A 22508-nucleotide genomic window follows, 5' to 3' on the forward strand; every position below is an offset into this window, starting at 1 on the left:
CTAATGTCTTGCAAATCCTCTGTCGCGCAAATACCAAATATCCATCCCTAGAATTAGAATAGCACCCACATAAATCAGCAAATAAAGCGGAACTGGGTAAAGTAACTTGCTTTGCTGTCTAATCAAACTAAACAGCAAAAAACGATTTTGATAACCGTCAATCGGCGGCTGAAGAATATCTAATTTCCTTGACCGCAGGTATTGAATATTAAGCGGTTGGTTAGTACTGTTTTTTAAGGTTAAGCGATATTTTCCCTTTAAACCTGTGACCGGAACACTCTCATTTTTAGAATTTTGGAAAACTTTTAAACTGCCATTTCCCTTAAGACTCACCACTAAGCCTGATTGGACAGTTGGTAAAAAATTAGTTTGGAGTGTATTGAAGGAGCGCGCAGCCACAACTCGCTCACTGACACTTTGGCCTGGTTTAAGTTGTAACCAAGTCAGTCTAAAGAATTGCTGACTTACAATTGGTCGTTGCTCTGAAACTCTTTTTTGTGTTAACGAATAATTATACACACAGCTTCCGCTCAGAAAAATACCAACCAAGGTTAATACCACCGTCGGATATTTAAATCTGCCTGCTTTCCTTAAAAGGTTACTTTGGGCAAGGACTTCTATTCCTTGACTTGCCAAAATAAGTAAAGGCAGCATTGTAATGAAGGAATAACGGACAGCGACTTCCCACATCAGCGTATGAAAAAAGAAGATTCCGACAATATAAAGCAGTAAAAGATAGTGAATTGAAAATTTTCCGTGTCGCGCCTTTTTGAAACTGTCAATTCCCACGCAGAATGCAAAGAACCACAGAGTAATATACACTACTTGTTCAAATGCGAACAGCGGCATGCGTTGTTCCCCAAAAATGTAAGCGTAAGCATCCTTAGTGTCGTTAGTGATCCCATACCCACGATTCTCTGTTCCCACCGTTCCTAACGACCACTGAACATTGATTTTTCTTCCATATAATTGGAACAGCCCTGATGGCCCCATTTTCTGCAAGCGGGTTTTGATTAACTCCTGTGCGTGTTCTTTTCTACCCTCATATGTTTTAAATCTCGCCGTATCCGCCCAAGCATCTCCAATTGTCCCATTGAATTTAGGATTCAGCCCTGCACTAATCCAGTAGACAAAAGGAAAATTATGTGCCCGTTCAATTTTAAAATTTGTTCCATGTTCACCAGCAGTTTTTAGCTGCACCGCCCCACATAATAGTACCAGCATTGTCAGTAACAGGATCACTGTCTGCTTAACTGGATATTTATTAAAAATAATAAAAATTCCCAATGCAATCAGCGCAATAATCGCATTTGTCTTACAGTACACGGCGGCTGCGAACATCATCACAGACAGTACCAATGCTAATCCTCTGATCCAATGCGTTTGTCCTGACATAAAAAAATCAAATGCTGCAAACCCCATCATCAAAAAGGATAAAGCAATCGGATCAGTATAAGTCACCAGACAAGTCGTATATAAAGGCACAAAGAAAAATGTCAATAATAAGAAAAGTGAACTAACGCGCGGATTTGCATGCCGCCGCACGATTAACCAACTGCATAAAATTCCAATATCTAATAGAATAAAAGTGAAAGCATTGAGAACAACTGTACTATATCCCCAGCCACAAAGCAGCGAAAAGCGATACACTAATGCATACAACAAAGTTACGCCCACATTATTTGGTGCAAAAGAAAAATAGGTCGGCCAAGTTCGTGCCCCGCCTGCCAGTGCAGCCGCCTGCAGCCTGACATCAAAATCGTCAATTCCTTGACTACCCTTGAAACTGATAATCAAATATAATTGCCATAAAAATGCCAGTATAAGTATGCTCGTTAGCAAAATTCTCCTGATCGTTAGTTTCCGTAACCCGTGATAACATACCAGCAAGGTTAGAATTGCAACTAACATTAGTGCCAGATTGGTAAGTGGATCGAGCAGGTACAACTTCGCATTTTGATATTTCCCCGGTAATAAAATCGCATTATATAAAACAAATACACAAATAGCAGCAAAAATAACACTGACCATTTGCCAAACAAATACTTTTGTTCTCGGCATTTCTCAGTCTCCCCCACGTTTTGAACTACCTTCAATTATAAGTTAAAAACCTGTATTAATGTACTGCAGGTCTAACAAAGCTGCTACTTTTCATTATCTTTAATAACTCTTTGAAACTATGTGCCACTTAAAAACCTAGTGCACTAAACTTTTTGTAAGTGTTAACAACTGTTGCTGCAATAGCTTAGCCTCTGCGCTTCCCAGCGCTGACTCCATTTCTTCTTCAGTAGCTTGAAAGAAACAATGAATTTTTCCCTCTAATATTTTTGAATTGTGCGTTAAAAGAATCTGCTTCATGCGTGCATCTTTCAGTAGCGGGACACGGACCAGTAATTCCCTAGCCTCCATCAACTTCAAAGCACTTGTGGCAGTAGAACGTCGGATATTAAATTCTTTTTCGATGTCTTTTTGAAAAATTGCTCTTTCCTTTTCGTTTTGAAAAATGTAATCAATAATTCCAATCTGAACACCAGTCAAGCCCAAGCTGTGTGCAAAACTATCAGCATTTCTTGCAATTGCATTTGAAGCTTTCTTAATACTTATTCCTAATGATCTCTCCATTTGCGTGCTCCTTTAAAATTGGCCGTCTTCTAACAAACGCCAAGTTCTTTTAACCGCTAGAATAATATTATAGTTTATGATACAACTTAAGATAGATTGTTTGAAGCCTAACAGTTCAAGAAAGGGAGATTCTGTGATTAGAAAGCTTGATTCGAAATTAATTTTTGCCATTATTGCAACTGGTCTGATGTCATTTAGCGGGGTCGTGATCGAAACTGCAACTAATGTTACGTTCCCTGTACTAATGAGTACCTTCCATGTCAGTACCGCAATGGTTCAATGGATGACCACCGGCTATTTATTAGTTGCTGCGATTGTGATGCCACTTTCAGCTTTTTTCAAAAACAATTTCCCTTCAAAACATCTTTTTATCACAGCCGCAAGTCTCTTTATTCTTGGACTACTAATCGATATCTATGCCCCTAATTTTTTACTGCTTGTTCTAGGTCGTATCTGTCAGGGAATTGGGACTGGAATTGCTTTGCCACTAATGTTCAACATTATTTTGGAACAGGCACCTGTTGAAAAAATCGGCTTGCTGATGGGCATTGGCATGCTGATTACTGCGATCGCGCCGGCTTTAGGACCAACATTTGGCGGGTTAGTCGTTAATACCTTAGGCTGGAGAAATATCTTTGTCTTTATCCTCCCACTGGTCATTATGGCACTTTTACTCGGAGCTTGGGCAATTCGTCAGGGTACACCTTTAAAACCTTCCCCGTTGGATAAAACCGGTTTATTTTTTATTGCGCTTACATTTATCGGTTTAATAAGTGCCTGTGGCAATCTTTCCAAACTGACAAAAGCGCCACTTTCCTTTATTATTCCGTTGGTAATTGGAAGTGTCGGACTTTTGCTATCCGGCCGACACTCATTACGCGTTGCACATCCTTTGCTGAGTCTGCGCATTTTAAATAATCGCAAATTCACGCAACACCTCATCGCGTTTTTCTTGCTGCAATTGGCTGTTTTGGGAATTTCTTTCATACTGCCCAACTATATTCAGCTGGTTAACCATCAAACGGCACTTTTGGCAGGTTTAATTGTTTTACCCGGGGCAGCTCTTGGAGCGCTTTTCGCTCCACTGAGCGGCAGTTTGTTTGATAAATTCGGGGCCCGTCAACCAATTTTGGCTGGTATCGTTGTGGAATTACTTGCACTTTTACTCTTCGTTTTATTTGCTCGTTCCTTAAGCAATTTACTGATCGGATTTTTTTACTTATTATTTATGTGTGGTCTTAGCTTGGTAATGGGCAACACCATGACTAACGGACTGACTGCGATTCCAGCCGCACAAAAACCAGATGGAAATGCACTCTTTAACACCTTACAGCAATTTGCCGGTGCGGTCGGAACCGCACTGGTTTCAGCAATTATGCAGCTTTCACAAAATGCAAATTTTCCAGCAAGTTATGCTGCGCGAACAGCTCTAGGTGCACAATACTCTTTTTCTTTGCTTTTGCTTTTAATAGTTCTAGCAGCTGTTTTGCTGGTTTTAGGTACCCGGAAAAGAATCACCACTTAAAAAAGCCTCTCAACTTGACAAGTTCCACGTGAAACAAAAACAGATGTTCAAAAATAAAACCAATCGTGCTTATTCGAACCGATATTCCTTACTGTACTCTGGCAAAAGCGGATTAAGTTCAGTCTGCTTAAGTGCTTCGACTGCCCGCTCGGGGTGAAAAGAATGCCACATAGCGGTTTGTTTAGCATGCACCACCTGAGCAATTTTGCAGATTTCCTGTTGAGTTGCATGGCCCGAAACTCCAATATCAAGCAGTGCAGCCTGGTGGTGTGTCAAAAAAGCAGTCAGTGTGTGATAATGCGGATCATAGCTTCCCAAAGGATCGCTATTACAATGCAGGTATGTAAAATTTGAAAAACGTGCTAGAAATTGTAATCTTTCAAAACTGTTTTGCACACAAAAATAACGTTTATTATGATTTACTACTGTTGGTGTAACTGGAATTAGTCCTTCCGCTATTCTTCCGCCCCCTTTCTTATCTGCCAATACATAAATTGGAATATCTGAATAAAAATCGCGTAATACTTCGGCGTACGCAGCCTCCCAGACAATTGGTCGTTGCATCACTAACGCCGCCTGATTGAGTTCAAAAAGGCGTTCAACGTTGCGCAAATATGGACTAATCACGATTAATTCCGAAGAGTTTCGCAATGCCGTTTTAAACTTCTCCAAACAGCACTGCTCACCAGTGTTTGTTACCCCTTGTTCTACGGGATTCGTAGTGAAGCTTGTTCCTTCAAGCATAAACAAATCCAATTTCAACTGACGGAAAATATGCATCCAGTGATCGACATGACTGCGATGCGGTCCGTTGAGCCGCACATCTCCAGAATTACCGAAAAAATGTCGACCATCACTGATCAAAAGCGCGGCGGCCCCATAAACATCATGATCACTCTGATAACCAGTCACCGTCAGATCACCCACCCGGACTGGCTCTTCATAATCAAAAACTTGAAAATTAATGTTCAATGCAAGTGCCATCCCTTGGGCTGCCAAACTGCGATAAAGATGATAAGTCTGACGTGAAACATACACCGGAATATCGCTGCGCAAATACGCCAATGCAGCAGTATGATCTAGGTGAAGATGCGTGATAAAGATTGCTTCAGCTTGGTACTTTCTGTGCGCCTTCTTGCCAAACAGCTCTGGTATATCCGGTAAAATATGCTTAGCAAGCATTTCATCTGGGTCAGCAATGCTGGTATTCGCAACTAATCCGAAATCCGTAATAACTCGTGCATTTTCTGTACAGATTTCAACAATATTGCCGCCAATAGTGCGTAAACCGTTTAAAAACTTAACAGTAGTAGTCATAAAAACGCCTCTTTCCAACAAAGTCCTTTTTCTTTCTGATCATGATAACTGCTCTAGTTATCAGAAAACATCTGCTTAGCTTGCGCTTGCAATTTCGTTAAAATCGATTTAGCCGCCTTTTTTACTCAGCCTGCTATCAAAGGCGTCTGTAGCTCCAGCATAATATTGATTGAAACCCACAAAACCCTGTTGTGAAAATGACTTAGGCACTGAAGTCCCCCGCAGCCGGGTCCTCAGAATGTGCTTTGTGGAATGCTGACATTCTTTTGCTTTAACTGCTGCTGTGGAAAGCGGGATATAAACTGTAAACCCAGCCACTCAAGCATTGTTTTAAGCTCTAATAAATACTTCATAAATATCTGAACCTTTTTTGGCCTGAAAAGGTTTGTTAAACTTGCCTAGGAGAGTTAGTATACCTTAATTGCTGGTTATTAGAGTCAATCCTTCGTAAAGTTTCCGTATCAGATATGTAAATGTTTGCTACCGCTTGTTTTTGACGCTACACTCTTTTTACAGATTAAATATGCTAAGCTGATTCTTTAAGGAGGAATTTTAGATGAACTCAACATTAATCGCTGGCGATACTGTCGCACTGGTTGCAAACTCTGATCCGCTAGCCGCAACTGAAAAACCACTCGTAGCAAACTTAACCGCCTTACTGAACAGCTGGCAGCTTCAGGTCAAAACCAGTCCGCTGCTTTTTTCATCTTCTCCTAATCTCGCGGTTGCCAAAGCCCGCCTGATGAATCAGTATTTTGCAGATCATTCAGTGAAAGCCATTTTCGATCTCTCAGGTGGAAATCTTGCAAATACAATCCTACCGTTTTTAGACTATGCACTTATTCGGCAAAATCCTAAATTATTTTGCGGATACAGCGACTTAAGTACCATCTTAAATGCCTTACAGACACGCACACAGCTTCCAGTTTGCCTTTTTCAAATAAAAACACTTGTCCAAGAGGCCACTGGAAAACAACAGCAGCTCTTTTATGAAACTTTTTTCAAAAATAAAGCCAATCTTTTTCAATTCGATTATTCTTTTTTACGCGGATCCCAGCTAAATGCTGAAATCTGCGGCGGTAACTTGCGCTGCTTTTTAAAGCTTGCTGGTACCCCCTTCTTTCCTGAACTCAAAAACAAGCTGCTTTTTATTGAAAGCTACAGCGGACAGCAAGCTCTCTTGCTTTCTCAATTCAGTCAGCTTAGTCAATTGCCCCATTTCAATAGTCTTGCAGGCATTATGCTAGGAACTTTTACAAAATATGAACAGACCGTCCCTCAAATTCCTGTCGCTGAACTGCTGCTTACATCCTTGCCAGCCGGTGCCACTTTTCCTATTATCCAGACTTCACAAATTGGCCATGCTGTCACTTCAAGGGCACTTTTTATAGGCACCAGGTACGTTTTCGGGTAGTACTTAAAGTTACAATGAACGTAAAATTTAATTAGCTTCAGCGCAAGTGGCTTAACCATCTGGACACTTACCCCTGCAACACCTAATCCTTTCAAACAGTTTTCAAAATTCACTGTATTATTTTGCGCTTTTGTTTTACAATCAATTACTGTATTGACATTGTCTAATTATAATACGCGTGAGGATGGCACCAAGTGAACTTAGCACTCGAAACAACTACCCATAAGCCGCCAAACAAAAATAGTTTTATTGAAAAAGCAACACAATAAAACTATTTTTGAGGAGTTAATTATGTCTAACAACACCTTGGAACCACAAAAGCATTACATGAGCTGGGGCGTGATTGCTTTACTAGATTTTGTAACAATCATCAGCTTTGAAAATATTTTCTATCCCTTTCAAAATCAGGGCCTTTCAGTCGTAATTTCTTGGATCTTTCTATTATTTGCCTATGTTATTCCTTATGAACTAATCGTCAGTCAATTAAGTCTGACTTTCAACAACCAAAGCGGTGGCCTTGCTTCATGGGTCAGACGCAGCAGTAATGACACGCTGGGTTACTGGACTTCGTGGATGTATTGGATTCAAAGTGTCCCTTATATTGTTGATGTTTCAAACTCTGTGATTGTCTCCTTTAGTTGGATCATTCTTGGCAATAATACACTGGGGCAGCGCATGTCGACTTTTGAATTTGGCTTGCTGACTTTCATTATTATTTTGCTCTTCATTTTACTGGAGAATCTAATCAAAAATTCGTTAGAGATTTTGTCTCTAATTGGTGGCGGTGCAATGTTTATTATGTCCTGTTTGTTTGTGCTATTAGCAGGCTATGCACTGACTCATGGGACACAGATTGCGACCCAGCCATTTAATCTCCATGCCTTTTTACCGCATTTTAGTTTAAAATATTTTTCAACTACTGGATTGTTAATCTTTGCCATGTCTGGAGCAGAATTAGCTGCGCCATATATTGTACAGATGCGTGATCCTAAGCATGAATTTCCTAAGGCAATGTGGCTGTTGGCTATTATGACAGCTTTTCTGACAATCTTTGGCACACTTTCACTTGCAGTCTTCTTTAACGCCAACCACATTCCACATGATTTCAAAATGAATGGTCCTTATTACGCATTCTCTTTACTTGGGCAAGAACTGGGCTTAGGTAAAATATTGATGTATCTCTTTGCCGTTGTCCAGGCAATCTTCATGATGGCACAGTTGGCCGTCTTGTTGGATGCATCCAGTCGCGTCTTTGCCGGTGATGTGGCGGATAAGTTCATGCCACATTGGTTGACTAAGAAAAATAAACAGGGACGCCCGATTAATTCTTACCTGATGACTACCGGACTAAGTCTCTTTTTGTTGCTTCTGACTGGGACCTTGCCTAATATTAATACGATTTATAACTGGTTATTGAATATCAATGGGATCGTCTCACCGTATAAAACATGTTGGGTCTTTTTCTCCTTTGTTGCTATTCGTTGGCGTCAAAAAGAATTTCACTCAGATTATATCTTTATCAAAAATCGTACCAGCGCTCTTTTGGTTGGTGGTTGGTGTCTCATCTTTACCTTTGTGTGTGCCACGCTTGGCTTTATTCCACAAGAAGCCGCGTTTGGAACCAAGGCTTTCGATCACCAATTGCTATTAAACTTTATTACTGTCTTTATCCTGTTCGGCGTTGGTCTCCTGCTTCCGTTGCTTCGTAAGTGGGAATTAAGAAAGCAAGCTGTTCAGCTTGATAAGTAACGAAGACATTCAACTGTGTCAGTATCTTATTTAAAAACATTAAAAAAACCGCTACTTTGCGTCATGTTTTCATGTCCACAAAGCAGCGGTTCTTTTTATAGCTTAAATTTCTAAGAAATGTATAATGCTAGCAGTCAAATTGGAAAGCATCAAATTTGACTAGGCCCGTCTTCCTGCTTGAAAACCTTCTTGCACAGCATTCATGATCTTCCTTGGTTTAACCGCATCTCCAATTACTTCGACCGCTACCCCAGCATTGATCAATTGCTCCGACAACGGATCATTGGAACGCATTCCTAATGCACAGATAACTGCATCGGCTTTATATTCAACCTGCTTACCATCAAAATCAGCAGTCGGATCAGGTGGTAATTTTTCAGAGAGCGCCGCATACGGTTTTCGATTTTTATCAGCCAAACAAGTAATTTTGTCATCGTCCATTGAAAGAATCTTATTTCTCAGTTCAATCTTAATTCCGTCTTCTTTCATTTTGGCATCAAGTGCCCACCTTGCATAGTACATTACAGCCATGCCGGCTTCAGGCAAGATATCAGTCATCGTGACTTGGTAACCCTTTTCAGCCAAATACATTGAAACTTCACAGCCAACCAAACCTGCGCCGGCAACTACAAAGCTATGCGCGTCTTGCGGATATTCATCATCTAGTACATCCATTGGATTAAGAATATGGCTCTCGTGTGCGCCTGGAATATTAGGTACAAAATGTTCGGAACCTGTTGCCACAATATACTTGTCAAAATGCTGATCTTGGAGCATTTCCATGTTAAATTCCGTGTTTAACCGCACGTCAATTCTTGATTTTTCAACCATATGAATCATGTACTGGGTGTACGCTCTATAATCTGCTTTAAAATCCGGTTTGCCGACAAAATGCAGTAATCCACCCAATCGATTAGATTTTTCGAATAAAACTACCTCATGTCCACGCTTGCTGGCTGTGAGTGCAGCCTCCATTCCGGCAGGCCCAGACCCGATCACTGCAATCCGACGTTTTGTTTCTGCTGGTTTGACATCCGCAAAGTTGGAATATTCCATACTGACCTCAGGGTTTACAGAACATTGAATACTCTGCCATTCCATCCCCGAACCTTGACATTCATTGCATCTCAAACAACGTCGGATATCTTCTCCTCTGCCTTCCATTACCTTTTTAGGATAATCAGGATCTGCGATACTTTGTCGTCCTAAAGCAACAAAGTCTGCATTCCCGGCTGCAAGTGTCTTTTCTCCCATTTCAGGACTAATACTATTTACAGCAATGACTGGAATCTTAACCACTTTTTTGATTGCAGCAGCCATTGGCAATGCGCTTCCTCTGGGGCTGTAGCACGGTGGAATCCAAACAGATGAACTGACTCCTTTGGAAAGAAAGTTGCCTTCCGGTTTCTTCTTATCTCGCATCACATCCATGTAATCATCATATTTGGATTCCAAAGTCCCGATCGTTACATGAACTGCTGCTACTCCTGCTTTTTCAAAGAGCTGGCTGTATTGCTTAGCAACCTCTAGTGTAATCCCAGTCGCAAGATATTCCTCTCCGGGCAGTCTGAAAATAATTGGAAACTTGCGGCCACAGTGTTTCTGAATCGAGGCAATAATTTCAAGTGCAAACCGCGCCCGATTCTCCAAACTTCCGCCATATTCATCAGTACGCTTGTTGTAGTAGCCTGACAAAAATTCATTCACCAAATACCCATGTGCCCCATGAATCTCAACTGCATCAAAACCGCACGTTTTTGCACGTGCAGCGGCCAGCCCATAATCCTCAACTACTTGTGCAATTTCTGCTTTAGTCATCACTTTCAACTTAGCTCCAGGTAATTGAAACGTGCCAATCCCTGAAGGTGTAAATGCCGGCAAATCAGAAGTGATGTTGTGAGCAAAGACTCCCGCATGACACAATTGCAAAGATGCACGTGCACCTCCCGCATGAATCGTCCGCGCGAGTCTGCTCATCCCCGGCATATAAGAATCTTCAGCCAAGGTCAGTTCTCCCGGAAATGCCATTGTTCCTGGGGTGGTATTGATCATTTCGGTAGTAACCAAAGCCACTCCACCTTCAGCCCTGCGACCATAATAATTAACAACTTTATCGGTTACCATTCCGTCTCTGGTAGCCATCCAAGTCTCCATGGGTGGCATAATCATGCGATTTCTCAGCCGCATAGTCCCGATTCTGCCTGGCTTTACTAAGTTTTCATATCTCATTAGCTTCTTCGCTCCTTTTCTTTAATCAGTCTCTAAGACCTGCTTAACTAAACTCTGCACGGGCTTTGACTACATAAAACCTTTTATGTGAAAGAGGTTTCATTTACTCGGTTAAAAAAACCCGTCCTGTTTTAATAAACAGTTCCTATAACAAAAAAATACAGTAGTCTCCTATAACTCCGTAATACTAAATAAACGTTGCACTAAACGTGCTGTGCAGTTGAGTCGCACTTGCTACTTCATCAATCTGCTGTGCGTAAAAGATATTGTTAATCTATGAGCAATTATAGCAACAACATCTTTTATCATATTGTGAAGTATAGAACTATTCTAAGGTCAATACTTTTTTAAAAAGAATCCTCAGCACTATTTAATTGACGAGGATTTCACTGTATTCTGAATCTTGGCTTAGGTGCAGCAAGTTTTCAGCGGCTACTCAGCTAATCGATTGGCAGCCAAACTTCATAGATGCGGGTCGCACCTGAGCGCCCATAATCAAACCGGAGCATTCTGCCAATTATATCCCCAGTGAGCTTCAAATTATGCTCAGCCATCCAAGTGTAGGCAAACTTCAAAGTCTGTACATTAAGCCCCGGCTTTGCTTCTACGAGTACGTAAACGCTGCGTCTAGGCAGATATTCTATTACTTGTTGTTGCGTAGCAATCCCATACTCATCCGCTATTTTAGCATCTATGCAAAAACCATAGCTGTTTTCCCAAAGAGATCTTTCACAACATGCACGCTTGAAGGGAATAATTGCAATTGGTAAAAAAGCCGAGTAGTGCTGTAGTGCAGTTTTAAAGAATTTATTTTCAATCGACTTGGAATCAAGCTCCCCATTTCTTGTGTAACACAGAGCATAAAGATGCGGACTGTCTTGAATATAACAGACATTTTGAGACTGTGCTATCGCTGGAGCAACCGCTTGAACTCGCCTGATCTCCTGTAACATTTCCTGATAAACCCTAATTTGGTGCTCTAGTTCAGTCTCTTTATGTTCAAGCATGTCATTATAATCTGTTCGACAGACGTTGTTCATAATCGTTGTAACTTCAGCGATTGAAAAACCCATTGATTGCAGAATTTTACAATCATACAGTCTCCAGATATCTTCTTGCCGAAAACCCCGATAAGCATTCTGTGTGTCTCGTAAAGGAGTCACAATCCTTTTTTTCTCGTAAAATCGGATCGAATCTGAAGACATATTCAGTAACCTAGCCACGTGTTTGATTTTAAATAATTTTTCCATAAAAATCGCTCCAATTATCCTTGATAAAGTAAACTACCGATTATTCAGAACAGTTCATTACCCTAAATGTTGATTATTCAACTATTAGTTCAGGTAAAAGTCTCTTTCTTCAAAACAATTGAGCTTTTGCCACTGTCCATTTAGATCAATTCTAATTCAACTATTATTCTAACGCGTCCGGGTTTCGATGAGAAGCTCTATAACGGCAATAACCAGACAACTAGACAGCTTAGCATTTTTCGCTCAACCTGATTCTTTAAAAGCGATTATTTTAAATTATATGGAAGAGCTCCCACGTTTCAAATAAACGATCTTTTTAGTTCACTTACCCTTTTTGTTTTTTTAAGCATCCCTAATTTTTATTTGAAATAAGCTGAAACTGTTGTACAATGTGAATGGTCCAAATTAAGAAAGGTGGTATTACCTATGGGTAAAAAGGCGGATAGTCCGCGCAAACATCATTTAATAGAATACGCTAATGGTCCTTCACTAGAAGAGATTAACGGCACAGTAGAGGTTCCAAAAGGAAAAGGTTTCCTAAAGACTTTATTTATGTACTCCGGCCCAGGTGCCCTAGTAGCTGTGGGCTATATGGATCCTGGTAACTGGTCAACTTCAATTACTGGTGGTCAAAACTTTCAATTTCTTTTAATTTCTGTCATTTTAATGTCAAGTTTAATTGCCATGTTATTACAATATATGGCTGCTAAACTGGGCATTGTAAGTCAGATGGATTTAGCACAGGCGATTCGTGCAAGAACCGGCAAAGCCTTAGGAATTATCCTCTGGATTTTAACTGAATTAGCCATTATGGCGACCGATATTGCAGAGGTAATCGGAGCTGCGATCGCACTTTATCTTTTATTTCACATTCCTCTTGTGATTTCTGTGTTCTTAACAGTTTTTGATGTTTTATTATTACTTTTATTAACTAAAATCGGTTTTCGAAAAATCGAAGCCATTGTAGTCTGCTTAATCTTGGTGATTTTAGTAGTTTTTGTCTACCAAGTGGCACTCTCCAACCCTAATTGGGCTGCAATGTTTAAAGGTTTCATTCCTACAGGTGAAACTTTTGCCAGTTCTCCAACCGTCGGTGGAATGACGCCTATTAATGGAGCCTTGGGGATTATCGGCGCAACCGTAATGCCGCATAATCTCTACCTGCATTCAGCTATTTCTCAAACGAGAAAAATTGATCATAATGATGAAGAAGACGTGGCACGCACAGTTAGATTTTCAACTTGGGACTCAAACATTCAATTGACATTGGCCTTTGTAGTTAACTCCTTACTGTTAATCATGGGTGTGGCAGTCTTTAAATCAGGCGCAGTTAAAGATCCTTCATTCTTCGGATTATTCCAAGCATTATCAGATACTTCGGCTCTGAGTAACGGCCTCCTAATTACTGTCGCCAAGTCAGGTATCCTATCGATCTTATTTGCGGTTGCGTTGTTGGCATCCGGTCAAAACTCGACCATTACTGGAACACTAACTGGTCAGGTCATTATGGAAGGCTTTGTACATATGAAAATGCCGCTGTGGGCACGCCGCCTAGTAACCCGCCTAATTTCTGTAATTCCTGTTTTAATTTGTGTTTCTTTAACCAGCAACGAAAGTGCCATCAAACAACATGAAGCAATTAATACGTTAATGAATAACTCCCAAGTCTTCTTAGCATTTGCGCTACCTTTTTCAATGCTGCCGTTATTAATGCTCACCAATAGCGATGTTGAAATGAGCGCCCGTTTTAAGAACACTCTTTGGGTTAAAGTATTAGGTTGGATTTCCGTAATTGGGCTAACCTATTTGAACATGAAGGGCCTCCCTGGCTCAATTGAAGGTTTCTTCGGTGATAATGCAACTAAGGCCCAAATTGCACTTGCCGATAACATCGCGTATGTCTTAATTGTCTGCATCTTAATCCTTCTTATCTGGACAGTCGTTGACCTATATCGTGGTGATCAGCGTCTTAGAAAAGTCCATTTAGAAGCAGAAGCTTAAAAGTTAATTTTTTAGAGGAGAGCAAAAATGAACAAAGGAAAAATACAGAAATTTTTAGTTGGCGTGGATGACTCTGCTGACGCGTTGCTGGCCTTTGATTATGCCATTAAACGTGCTAAAGACGAAGGGGCCGAACTCATCATTACTTCAGTCTTAGAAAGTGATGAACTAAGCGTTTATCAAGCAATGGACAAAGATTATATTCATGGTAAACGTGAAGATCTTGAAGAACATATTCTTGATTATCGCCAAAGGGCCTTAGCTGCCGGAGTCACAAACGTCCGGACCATTGTTGGTGAAGGTGATGCTGGTGAAACAATCGTAAAAGAAATTATTCCCCAAGTCGATCCAGACTTGCTAATCATTGGTTCGGAATCAAAGAAGGGAATTCGACGTCATTTTGGAAGCCAAGCTGCCTATATGGCAAAGTATTCCCCCACTTCGGTTTTAGTTGTACGTTAAGTTACTGAGAAAAGTACATTATCAAGAAGTGCTGACACTCGGTTCAAGCATCAATGCAGGTTTAGCCATAGAAAACTGCTTGATGGGAACACATTAATACAAAAAAGAGTGTGTGACATAAGTCGGGAAAATTTGAGTACTAACTCGAAATTACGAACATCGTGAGTACTTTGCTATGAGTAATTCGAAGTTAGACGGAAAATTTTGACTTATGGAACACGTTTATTCGGAATAAAAAAGGGGTTGTGACAAAATTTAACTTTTGTCACAACCCCTTAACTTTACGCTGCTGTACTTAACAAGCTTAACGAAAATTTCAAAATCGATAAATTAATGTTTCTTTGCACGACTGCGTACATCTTAATATTAATTTATCCACTTTGCTGCGTTTAAATAGTACTGATATCCTGTTTTAACGCATTTAAAATATTAACAAAAGTTGCTGGCGATAAGGTTGCCTTCTCACCAACAACAACTTTAACATCGTCGATCCGTGTGCAAATAAGTTCTTTTTCCGCGGTTGTCATTTTGCCACCTCCTTTCACATCTAATCAACAACAATTGTATTTTTTACAAGAGAGACATAGATGTACTCTCCAATTTTTTCACTAATTTTCAGCGTTCTTGCATTCCGATCAGTTACTGCGATCGTTTGTTTTTGCGGATTATACTCACCAACCGTTAACGTCTGTTGGAGACTTAATCCTATATTTTGAAAATAGTTAATAGTATTTTCGGATTCAAGGTAGCTGCAAAGTCTGACCGTTTGTCCTGCTTCAAAATTAATTAACGGCTGACTTCCATCATTAACTATCTGATCGACATTTTGGATAGCCCCACCAAAAGGACTCGCCTTTGGATAATCCAGATACTGATTCAACTGTTGGACCAGCTGCGCATCATCAAAATCTGCAATTTCCCATGCTTGGTGCGGAATCGTTGTTAATGGCAGCTCAAAGTCATGCACTAACCACGCCTCGCAAAGCCGATAGCGTTGCATCAGCACTAACGCCCGCTGCATCCCCTTAGTACTCAGCATAATCGGGCCATACGGTCTCTGATATGCCAAACCATGCTGCTCCATTTTTTTAACTATTCCATTGACCGATGCTGGTGCAATTTTTAAATAACAAGCCACCTGCTTATTGGTAGTCCTTTTAGTTGACAAGCTGCATTCAAAAATTGCTTTAAGGTAATTATCTATAGCTGTTCTCATAATATGGCCCCTTGTTTTTATGGTATCCCTAAGTTATTATTTTAGACTATAAAACTTTAAGATACAAGTCACGTTGCCGTTAAAATGCGACGGCTTTGAGTAATTTTAAAAAAAGCTTCCCAAAATCAGAAAATGTGCTAACACAAAAAAAGAAAGTGCGATAACAGGCGTTTAGTTGGCGAAAATTAACAGCATAAGGCGCATAATAATTCCGCGATTGGCTTGTCTGACTTACGGGGGTAAGTGTAACCAACTGTCTTTTGGTACACGTTTCAGCACTAGTTGTTTGGAAACAAGGACGCAAAAAAAGAGTGCGCGACTTTTTGGTCCCGAACTCTTTTTGGTTTATAACATGTAAGTTGTTTCGTGGCTCAGCGTAAGGCGCCCACCACAACCGATGCGTTTGCTAATTTACATTTTTACGGTATGCTTCACCAGTCAACTGCTCGACAGGCTTGAAAGTTTTATGAAAAGCAGTTTCAAGCAACTGCGCATTTTTGTTTTGTTCATAAAACCTTGCTAAAATCAGTTGGAAAAGCGGCAGATAGAAACATACCCCTAGGACACTGAGCAACGGGCCGCCATAGATCATAATTGGTTCCCAGATATAAAAGCCAAAGTACATTACAACTCCCCAGATTGCAATCCACACTACCAAAGGAAGCGCAGCTAACAATAATTGCCCTAACAAACGCAATTTAGCCTTCTTCATAAAACGGCGACTAGCTGTTAATGCATGCCTTTGCGACTGTCCCAGAAATTGCGGTTGCTTTTCTCGGTATAAAAAGAGACTTTGCGAATATTCCAGTCTCTTCCATACAAGCACTCCAAAAGCCACGAGTTGTAACAGATAAGCTACAATTTGAATTCCACCAAATAAAGACTTCAAAATCAGCACTGGCAACAACCATAAGAAAATAAACAGCGAATTATAACAGAACAAGCGTAAAAGTTGGTTCTTATTCATCTGTTTAATTCTGCGCCATGTATCTTGAAAGCTTACTCTGGTCTGCACTCCGCGATTAACATCTTGGATGCTAAATTGAATTGCAACTGCGATATAAAAACTGAAAATTTCTAATACTACTAAGAAAAATAAGCCTAAAATAAATGCAGCAACCCCGATTAACAATGAACCATAGTTTGCACCATAAAGTAAAAGTGTAACTGCCGATGCTAAAGTGGATAAACCAAACTTCAACAAAATGCCATCAAATAGCACTAACACACACATCGTTACTGTGACAACAACATACAATAGTCCCGCAGTCAACCAATTATTTTTTATCTGTGGACCAAGTTCGCCTAGATAGCTCTTGATTGAGCCCTTTAAACTTCCCTTCACCATGAACAACCCCGATTTCGTTAATTCTTGCTCAAAACTTCAAGCAGCATCTTCATCTTAGCACAAAAGACTCTTCAATAACGTGACTGCCCAGAATGTTCAAGAAGTTGTTACATTCGATTCATCAAAAAGTCATCTTTGCGCAATTCACTTAATCCCCTTTGTCACACCTCAACAATTTAACGTTCCACGTGAAACGCTCCTATTCAGTTCACATTCCTCCCCCTTCAAAGAATTTTAACTTCTTTTACTCCTACATTAGTTTTTTAGTTCTGACAACTTTTTAAATTCTAGCTAACAAGCAGAGCTAATTTTGAGATAAAGTTCGTTTTTAACAATAAAAAAACTCTTTTTTAATGTTTTATCGTATGCTACAATCTAAATATGCTAACAATATAAATTAGTTGTGTACAACTTGTACGTGATTGTTCAAACTGAATTGCCAATTTGCTAATAAACGGGGGAAGAAAATTTGAAAACAAATCGTTATCTAGTAGCAGCTGCAGGCATCATATTCCATTTAATGATTGGTTCAGTTTATGCTTGGAGTGTTTTCACTAATCCAATTGCAAAACAAACCGGATGGGCAGAGTCGTCAGTCGCATTTGCTTTTAGTATTGCCATTTTTTTCTTAGGACTGTCAGCGGCCTTTATGGGACGAGCTGTCGAAAAGTTTGGTCCGCGTTTAACCGGTACCCTTGCTAGTTTCCTTTATGGTACTGGAACTATTATGACCGGGCTCGCTATTCATCAAAAATCTTTGTGGCTGCTCTACATTGCTTATGGTGTAATCGGTGGTCTAGGTCTGGGTTCAGGTTATGTCACACCTGTTTCAACTATTATTAAATGGTTCCCTGACAAACGTGGCTTATCAACTGGGTTGGCAATCATGGGGTTTGGTTTTGCAGCTCTGTTAACCGGCCCGATTGCACAACAGCTCATGGTCACAGTCGGACTTGAACAAACATTTTATTTGCTGGGTGCAGCGGATTTCATTGTGATGTTAGTCGCCGCACAATTTATCGTTCGTCCACGAACTACAATCGCAAATCCTGCCGGACACAAGCTCAAAAGCGGTACGCGTTTGACCACTGGACCTGAATTAACCGCCAATCAGGCCTTGAAAACAAAGTCATTTGTCTTTCTCTGGATAATGTTCTTTATTAACATTACATGCGGAATCGGCTTAGTTTCGGCAGCTTCCCCCATGGCACAAAGTATGACTGGAATGTCAGTTCAAACAGCTGCAGTCATGGTCGGTATTATCGGGCTCTTTAATGGCTTTGGCCGCCTAGTCTGGGCCACCCTTTCCGATTACATTGGCAGGCCTGCAACTTTCAGCGCCATTTTTATAATCAATGTGGCCATGCTGACACTGTTACTTTCCTTCCAATCACAAATTATTTTTGTAAGCGCACTTTGCTTGTTGCTGTCTTGCTATGGTGCTGGTTTTTCTGTCATCCCAGCTTATCTTGGTGATGTCTTTGGAACTAAGGAACTCGGTGCCGTCCATGGTTACGTTCTAACTGCTTGGGCTGCAGCTGGAATTGTTGGTCCCGTGCTCCTTTCCCTCACCCATCAACTGTTCCATAACTACACCTTGACTCTCATCGCTTTCATCGTTATTGATTTACTTGCATTAGTGGTTTCATTTCTAATTCGACGCAATTTTGCTTTAAGTACAAAGCTAGTAGACAGCGAGCTTTAAACTCTAGCACTTGGTTTTACAGGCTACGGGGTGTACCGGTAACTTAAAAGAAAGTGTGACATAAGTCGGGAAAATTTGAGTACTAACTCGAAATTACGAACATAGCGAGTACCTTGCTATGAGTAATTCGAAGTTAGACGGAGAATTTTGACTTATGGAACACGTTTATCCGGAATAAAATAGGGGCTGTGACAAAATTTAACTTTTGTCACAGCCCCTTTTTTCTACGTCTTGTCAATAAAAATATTATTAAATAAACAATTTATGCTAAAGAATAGCGGGTATTGGTTCGGAAACAAGCTTTTTCGTCCCCGAACCAATGCCCTATTCTTGTTATTTTAGTGCCCTTAATTTCCAAACAGCGAGTGCTGAAACGTGCGTCAACTAACCGCCTGTTAGCGCACTTTCTTTTATTGATTGCAAATCCGCTTGCCCACGACTTTGATCCGCTATTCCATTCTTTATGTATTAAAGATAAGCCCTGTCATCACTCCTGCAAACACAGTTTCCTAATAGTTGACTTTTAGTTCGATTAGTTGCCTAAGGCTCCATATACTTTCCTCTTTTTAGGCCGTAAAATTATTAATATACAGAAAGGAGCCCTGTAACATGCAACTTTATATTGGACCAGTTCTAACAGCTCAACGTAAGCAAAAAGGAATTACACAACAACAATTAGCTGATTTTATCGGTGTCTCCAAAGCGGCTGTTTCTAAATGGGAGACTGGACAAACCTACCCAGACATCACATTACTTCCTGCACTAGCCGCATATTTCGATTTGCGCATTGACGACTTGTTGAATTATCAACCACAGTTATCCGCGAAAGAAATTCAAACAATTTATGCCGCACTCAAAACTTCCTTTGAAACCGAAACAGCTGAGGAAGTGCTGCGCAAAATTCACAGCTTTGTTCGGCGTTACTATGCCTGTTACCCTTTTATCCAACAAATGGGATTGCTGCTACTTAATCACTACGATTTACTTCCCGGAAAAGATGAACCGGAAAAGTTGCAGCATTATGTTTCCGAAGCAAAGGACCTTTTTATTCATGTGTTTAAAAATGCTAAGGAGCTGACACTAATCAAGCAAGCTAACGACTTTGCGGGTTATGCGCAGCTGATGTTAGGAAATAATGAAGAAGTCTTCGCTTTATTAGGTAGACGTACCCCAGCCTGTCTTCCCGTAGAGAACCTGATTGCAGCAGCTTTTCAACGCCAAAACAACCTAGAAGCTGCTCAAGCAATCTATCAAAGCTCACTCTTTCAATATTTAACAATCATGGTAGGTCAATTTTGCAACTATCTGCAAGTACTGCTTAACGAGCCGAAACGTTTTGCACAAACCTATCAGCATGCACAAGATATCACCCACAGCTTTCACTTCGAGACACTTCATCCCGTAGCTATGATGAATTTACAGCTGTCCGCTGCAGCCGGATTTGCTCAGCAGCGCGAAACAACCGCGCTATTCGAAGTTCTGACTGAATTTGTGTCTATCTTCACCGCAACTAAATTTCCAGTTAAATTGCATGGGGATCGCTACTTTGATCTGATTGATGATTGGTTGGAACACTTAGACATCGGTTCACAGCTCCCACGCGATCCAGCGCAGGTTCAATCCAGTCTAAAAAATTTCGTACTTCAAGGAACCGTCTTTGCACCTTACAAAGATGACCCACGGATGATTGCACTTTGCCAACAATTAAAGGAGCAAAAAAATTATGAATAATCACTGGCAGCTTTTAATGACTAACTTACCTTTATTCATCCCGCTTGTTTTGTTAGAGGTCGGCTTGATGCTCGCAGCACTTATTCATGCTTTACGCCATTCACATTATCGCTTTGGAAATCGAGTTTTCTGGATTGTTGTAATTCTGTTTATTCAAATCGTTGGTCCCCTTACTTATTTTGTATTTGGCAGAGGTGAAAACTAATGACTGCTCTTGTAACACTCGCACATGTGCAAAAATCTTTTGGCACACACCATGTCCTGCAAGATTTGAGCTTTAGTATTCCAACTGGTTCAATCTTTGGTTTCGTAGGTGAAAATGGGGCTGGCAAAACAACCACCATGCGTCTACTACTAGGTTTGGAGAAAAGTGAGCATGGCTCGATCCTCCTCGCGGGTCAAGAAGTTACCTTTGGTGGAAATCGGACGAATTCAATCACAGGGTACTTACCAGACGTCCCGGCTTTTTATGACTACATGACTGCTACAGAGTATCTGACAATGTGCGCACGGCTTACACATGTTGCTAACCGCGAACAGCGAATTGCAGAAATGTTGAATCTCGTTGGTCTAAAAACCAAGAAACAGCGAATTCATGGTTTTTCACGTGGTATGAAGCAGCGTCTCGGGATAGCACAAGCTTTACTAAACGAACCCCAGCTCTTAATCTGCGATGAACCGACCAGTGCACTCGATCCCCTAGGACGCAACGAGTTTCTAGAACTTTTGGCAACTCTGCGCGGCAAAGTAACTGTCCTTTTCTCAACCCATATTCTTAGCGACGTAGAAAGGATTTGTGACTACGTGGGCATCCTTCATGCAGGACGCATGCAAAAATGTGCTCCCTTAAGTGATCTGCGCAACCAATATGGTCGATCACGAATCATGTTAACTTTTCCAGATACACCAACCGCGAAGCGCTGTATGCAGGTCCTCGCTCATTTTCCTGCCTATGCAGTTAAAAATACCGTAATGGTTGACTATCAGGGAAGCTACACTAATGCTGCACACCAAGTATTACAAACGCTGACAGCATCAGTAACCCCGATAGCTCTGCAACACAAGCGCCCCACACTTGAACAAATATTTTTGGAGGTGACTGGTAATGCGCATTCTGACAATCATGTTTGAAAAAGAACTTGTCGAAACTTGGCGCACTTATCGTTTTTTGACTCTGATAACATTTTTTTTAATCTTAGCATTGATGAGTCCACTCGTAGCAAAACTTACACCGACGATTATCAAGTTAAGCTTGAATGATACGCTCAATTTACAGCTCCCGCAACCAACTGCGTTTGATTCTTGGAAACAATTTTATAAAGGGATAACTCAGCTTGGAATCTTGGTCACTGCCATCCTTTTTGCCGGAACAATGAGTCAGGAACTGAGTAAAAATACTTTAGTTAATCTTGTAACTAAAGGACTCCCACGTTGGACAATTGTCCTGAGCAAATATTTTAGTCTGCTGTTACAATGGACCGTTGCACTCAGCCTCAGTTTGTTTGTAACTTGGGGATATACTGCCTATTATTTTCCTGCTAAAATAACTCCCGCTGCTGTTTTAGCAGGATTCCTCCCACTGCTGCTCTTTGGTATCTTCTTATTGGCATTAATTCTATTTGGTTCAACTTTAGGCCAAAATAACTATGGCGGTTTGCTGATTCCCCTCTTTATTACCGTAATCCTTTATCTAATCAATCTAGTTAAACAACTCCACAACTATAACCCACTTTCTTTGATTGGAGATAATTTAGCAATTCTTCAGGGCACAAAGCCCTTATCTCAGCTCCTGCCGGGCATGTTAGTCGCGATTGCAGCCTCTTTATTTTTACTAGGAGGAACTGTCGTTTTGCTAAATCACCGGAAAATATAAATTAAAAGCCAAGGAATTTGCTTAATCAGCTTTTTCCTTGGCTTTTAGTACAGTTCCACTATTCTA

At 40.6% G+C, this 22508-nt stretch carries 18 protein-coding genes; 10 read left to right on the forward strand and 8 right to left on the reverse strand.

Annotation, left to right across the window (positions count from 1 at the left end):
• Together AB3Y88_RS05980 and AB3Y88_RS05985 are read right to left on the reverse strand one after the other, a co-directional pair.
• Entirely contained in the window at positions 1-2061 is a 2061-nt protein-coding gene (locus tag AB3Y88_RS05980) for a hypothetical protein (RefSeq protein ID WP_228887961.1), read from the reverse strand.
• A 135-nt stretch (positions 2062-2196) separates the two neighbouring features.
• On the reverse strand, positions 2197-2622 hold the full coding sequence (locus tag AB3Y88_RS05985) for a MarR family winged helix-turn-helix transcriptional regulator (RefSeq protein ID WP_054755587.1): 426 nt from the start codon (positions 2620-2622) through the stop codon (positions 2197-2199).
• Between the two features lie 133 nt (positions 2623-2755).
• Here AB3Y88_RS05985 and AB3Y88_RS05990 point away from each other — a divergent pair, with 133 nt between their 5' ends.
• Positions 2756-4147, forward strand: a complete 1392-nt coding sequence (locus AB3Y88_RS05990; RefSeq protein ID WP_261909440.1) for an MFS transporter — start codon at positions 2756-2758, stop codon at positions 4145-4147.
• Positions 4148-4216: 69 nt separating this feature from the next.
• On the opposite strand, the gene AB3Y88_RS05995 is transcribed toward AB3Y88_RS05990, so the two are convergent.
• Complete coding sequence (locus AB3Y88_RS05995) at positions 4217-5464, reverse strand: MBL fold metallo-hydrolase (RefSeq protein ID WP_228887963.1); 1248 nt, start codon at positions 5462-5464, stop codon at positions 4217-4219.
• 556 nt (positions 5465-6020) lie between these two features.
• Here AB3Y88_RS05995 and AB3Y88_RS06000 point away from each other — a divergent pair.
• Positions 6021-6878, forward strand: a complete 858-nt coding sequence (locus AB3Y88_RS06000; RefSeq protein ID WP_056961943.1) for an LD-carboxypeptidase — start codon at positions 6021-6023, stop codon at positions 6876-6878.
• A 291-nt stretch (positions 6879-7169) separates the two neighbouring features.
• The gene (locus tag AB3Y88_RS06005) at positions 7170-8627 is read left to right on the forward strand and encodes an APC family permease (RefSeq protein ID WP_228887964.1); all 1458 of its coding nucleotides are present in this window, start codon (positions 7170-7172) and stop codon (positions 8625-8627) included.
• A gap of 159 nt (positions 8628-8786) precedes the next feature.
• Here AB3Y88_RS06005 and AB3Y88_RS06010 read toward each other — a convergent pair whose 3' ends face one another.
• Positions 8787-10856: an NAD(P)/FAD-dependent oxidoreductase gene (locus AB3Y88_RS06010; protein WP_056961946.1), complete on the reverse strand. Its 2070-nt coding sequence runs from the start codon at positions 10854-10856 to the stop codon at positions 8787-8789.
• A 440-nt stretch (positions 10857-11296) separates the two neighbouring features.
• Positions 11297-12106 (reverse strand): MerR family transcriptional regulator, encoded by an 810-nt coding sequence (locus tag AB3Y88_RS06015; RefSeq protein ID WP_056961948.1) that lies wholly within the window; start codon positions 12104-12106, stop codon positions 11297-11299.
• A 426-nt stretch (positions 12107-12532) separates the two neighbouring features.
• On the opposite strand from AB3Y88_RS06015, the gene AB3Y88_RS06020 reads away from it, so the two are divergent.
• Both AB3Y88_RS06020 and AB3Y88_RS06025 read left to right on the forward strand, forming a co-directional pair.
• Entirely contained in the window at positions 12533-14107 is a 1575-nt protein-coding gene (locus tag AB3Y88_RS06020) for an Nramp family divalent metal transporter (protein WP_056961950.1), read from the forward strand.
• Positions 14108-14134: 27 nt separating this feature from the next.
• Positions 14135-14569 carry a universal stress protein gene (locus tag AB3Y88_RS06025; RefSeq protein WP_056961953.1) on the forward strand — a complete coding sequence of 145 codons (435 nt, stop codon included), beginning with the start codon at positions 14135-14137 and terminating at the stop codon, positions 14567-14569.
• 389 nt (positions 14570-14958) lie between these two features.
• On the opposite strand, the gene AB3Y88_RS06030 is transcribed toward AB3Y88_RS06025, so the two are convergent.
• The 3 genes from AB3Y88_RS06030 to AB3Y88_RS06040 form a co-directional block, all read right to left on the reverse strand.
• Positions 14959-15096 carry a hypothetical protein gene (locus tag AB3Y88_RS06030; protein ID WP_156653551.1) on the reverse strand — a complete coding sequence of 46 codons (138 nt, stop codon included), beginning with the start codon at positions 15094-15096 and terminating at the stop codon, positions 14959-14961.
• A 20-nt stretch (positions 15097-15116) separates the two neighbouring features.
• Positions 15117-15785: a metal-dependent transcriptional regulator gene (locus tag AB3Y88_RS06035; protein WP_228887965.1), complete on the reverse strand. Its 669-nt coding sequence runs from the start codon at positions 15783-15785 to the stop codon at positions 15117-15119.
• 406 nt (positions 15786-16191) lie between these two features.
• Positions 16192-17133 (reverse strand): hypothetical protein, encoded by a 942-nt coding sequence (locus AB3Y88_RS06040; protein WP_056961957.1) that lies wholly within the window; start codon positions 17131-17133, stop codon positions 16192-16194.
• A 469-nt stretch (positions 17134-17602) separates the two neighbouring features.
• Between AB3Y88_RS06040 and AB3Y88_RS06045 the strand changes: the two genes are divergently transcribed.
• From AB3Y88_RS06045 to AB3Y88_RS06065, 5 genes are all read left to right on the forward strand, one after another.
• Entirely contained in the window at positions 17603-18838 is a 1236-nt protein-coding gene (locus AB3Y88_RS06045) for an OFA family MFS transporter (protein WP_228887966.1), read from the forward strand.
• A gap of 609 nt (positions 18839-19447) precedes the next feature.
• Positions 19448-20569, forward strand: a complete 1122-nt coding sequence (locus AB3Y88_RS06050; protein WP_228887967.1) for a helix-turn-helix domain-containing protein — start codon at positions 19448-19450, stop codon at positions 20567-20569.
• Positions 20562-20774 (forward strand): PLDc N-terminal domain-containing protein, encoded by a 213-nt coding sequence (locus AB3Y88_RS06055; RefSeq protein ID WP_054757356.1) that lies wholly within the window; start codon positions 20562-20564, stop codon positions 20772-20774. Before AB3Y88_RS06050 ends, AB3Y88_RS06055 begins: the two co-directional genes overlap by 8 nt.
• Entirely contained in the window at positions 20774-21700 is a 927-nt protein-coding gene (locus AB3Y88_RS06060) for an ABC transporter ATP-binding protein (protein ID WP_228887968.1), read from the forward strand. The genes AB3Y88_RS06055 and AB3Y88_RS06060 overlap by 1 nt, the downstream gene beginning before the upstream one ends.
• The gene (locus AB3Y88_RS06065) at positions 21675-22442 is read left to right on the forward strand and encodes an ABC transporter permease (RefSeq protein ID WP_228887969.1); all 768 of its coding nucleotides are present in this window, start codon (positions 21675-21677) and stop codon (positions 22440-22442) included. The genes AB3Y88_RS06060 and AB3Y88_RS06065 overlap by 26 nt, the downstream gene beginning before the upstream one ends.
• Positions 22443-22508: the final 66 nt, after the last annotated feature.

The sequence above is a fragment of the Liquorilactobacillus satsumensis genome (genome assembly GCF_964065465.1).
In the GTDB taxonomy this organism is placed as follows: Bacteria; Bacillota; Bacilli; order Lactobacillales; family Lactobacillaceae; genus Liquorilactobacillus; species Liquorilactobacillus satsumensis.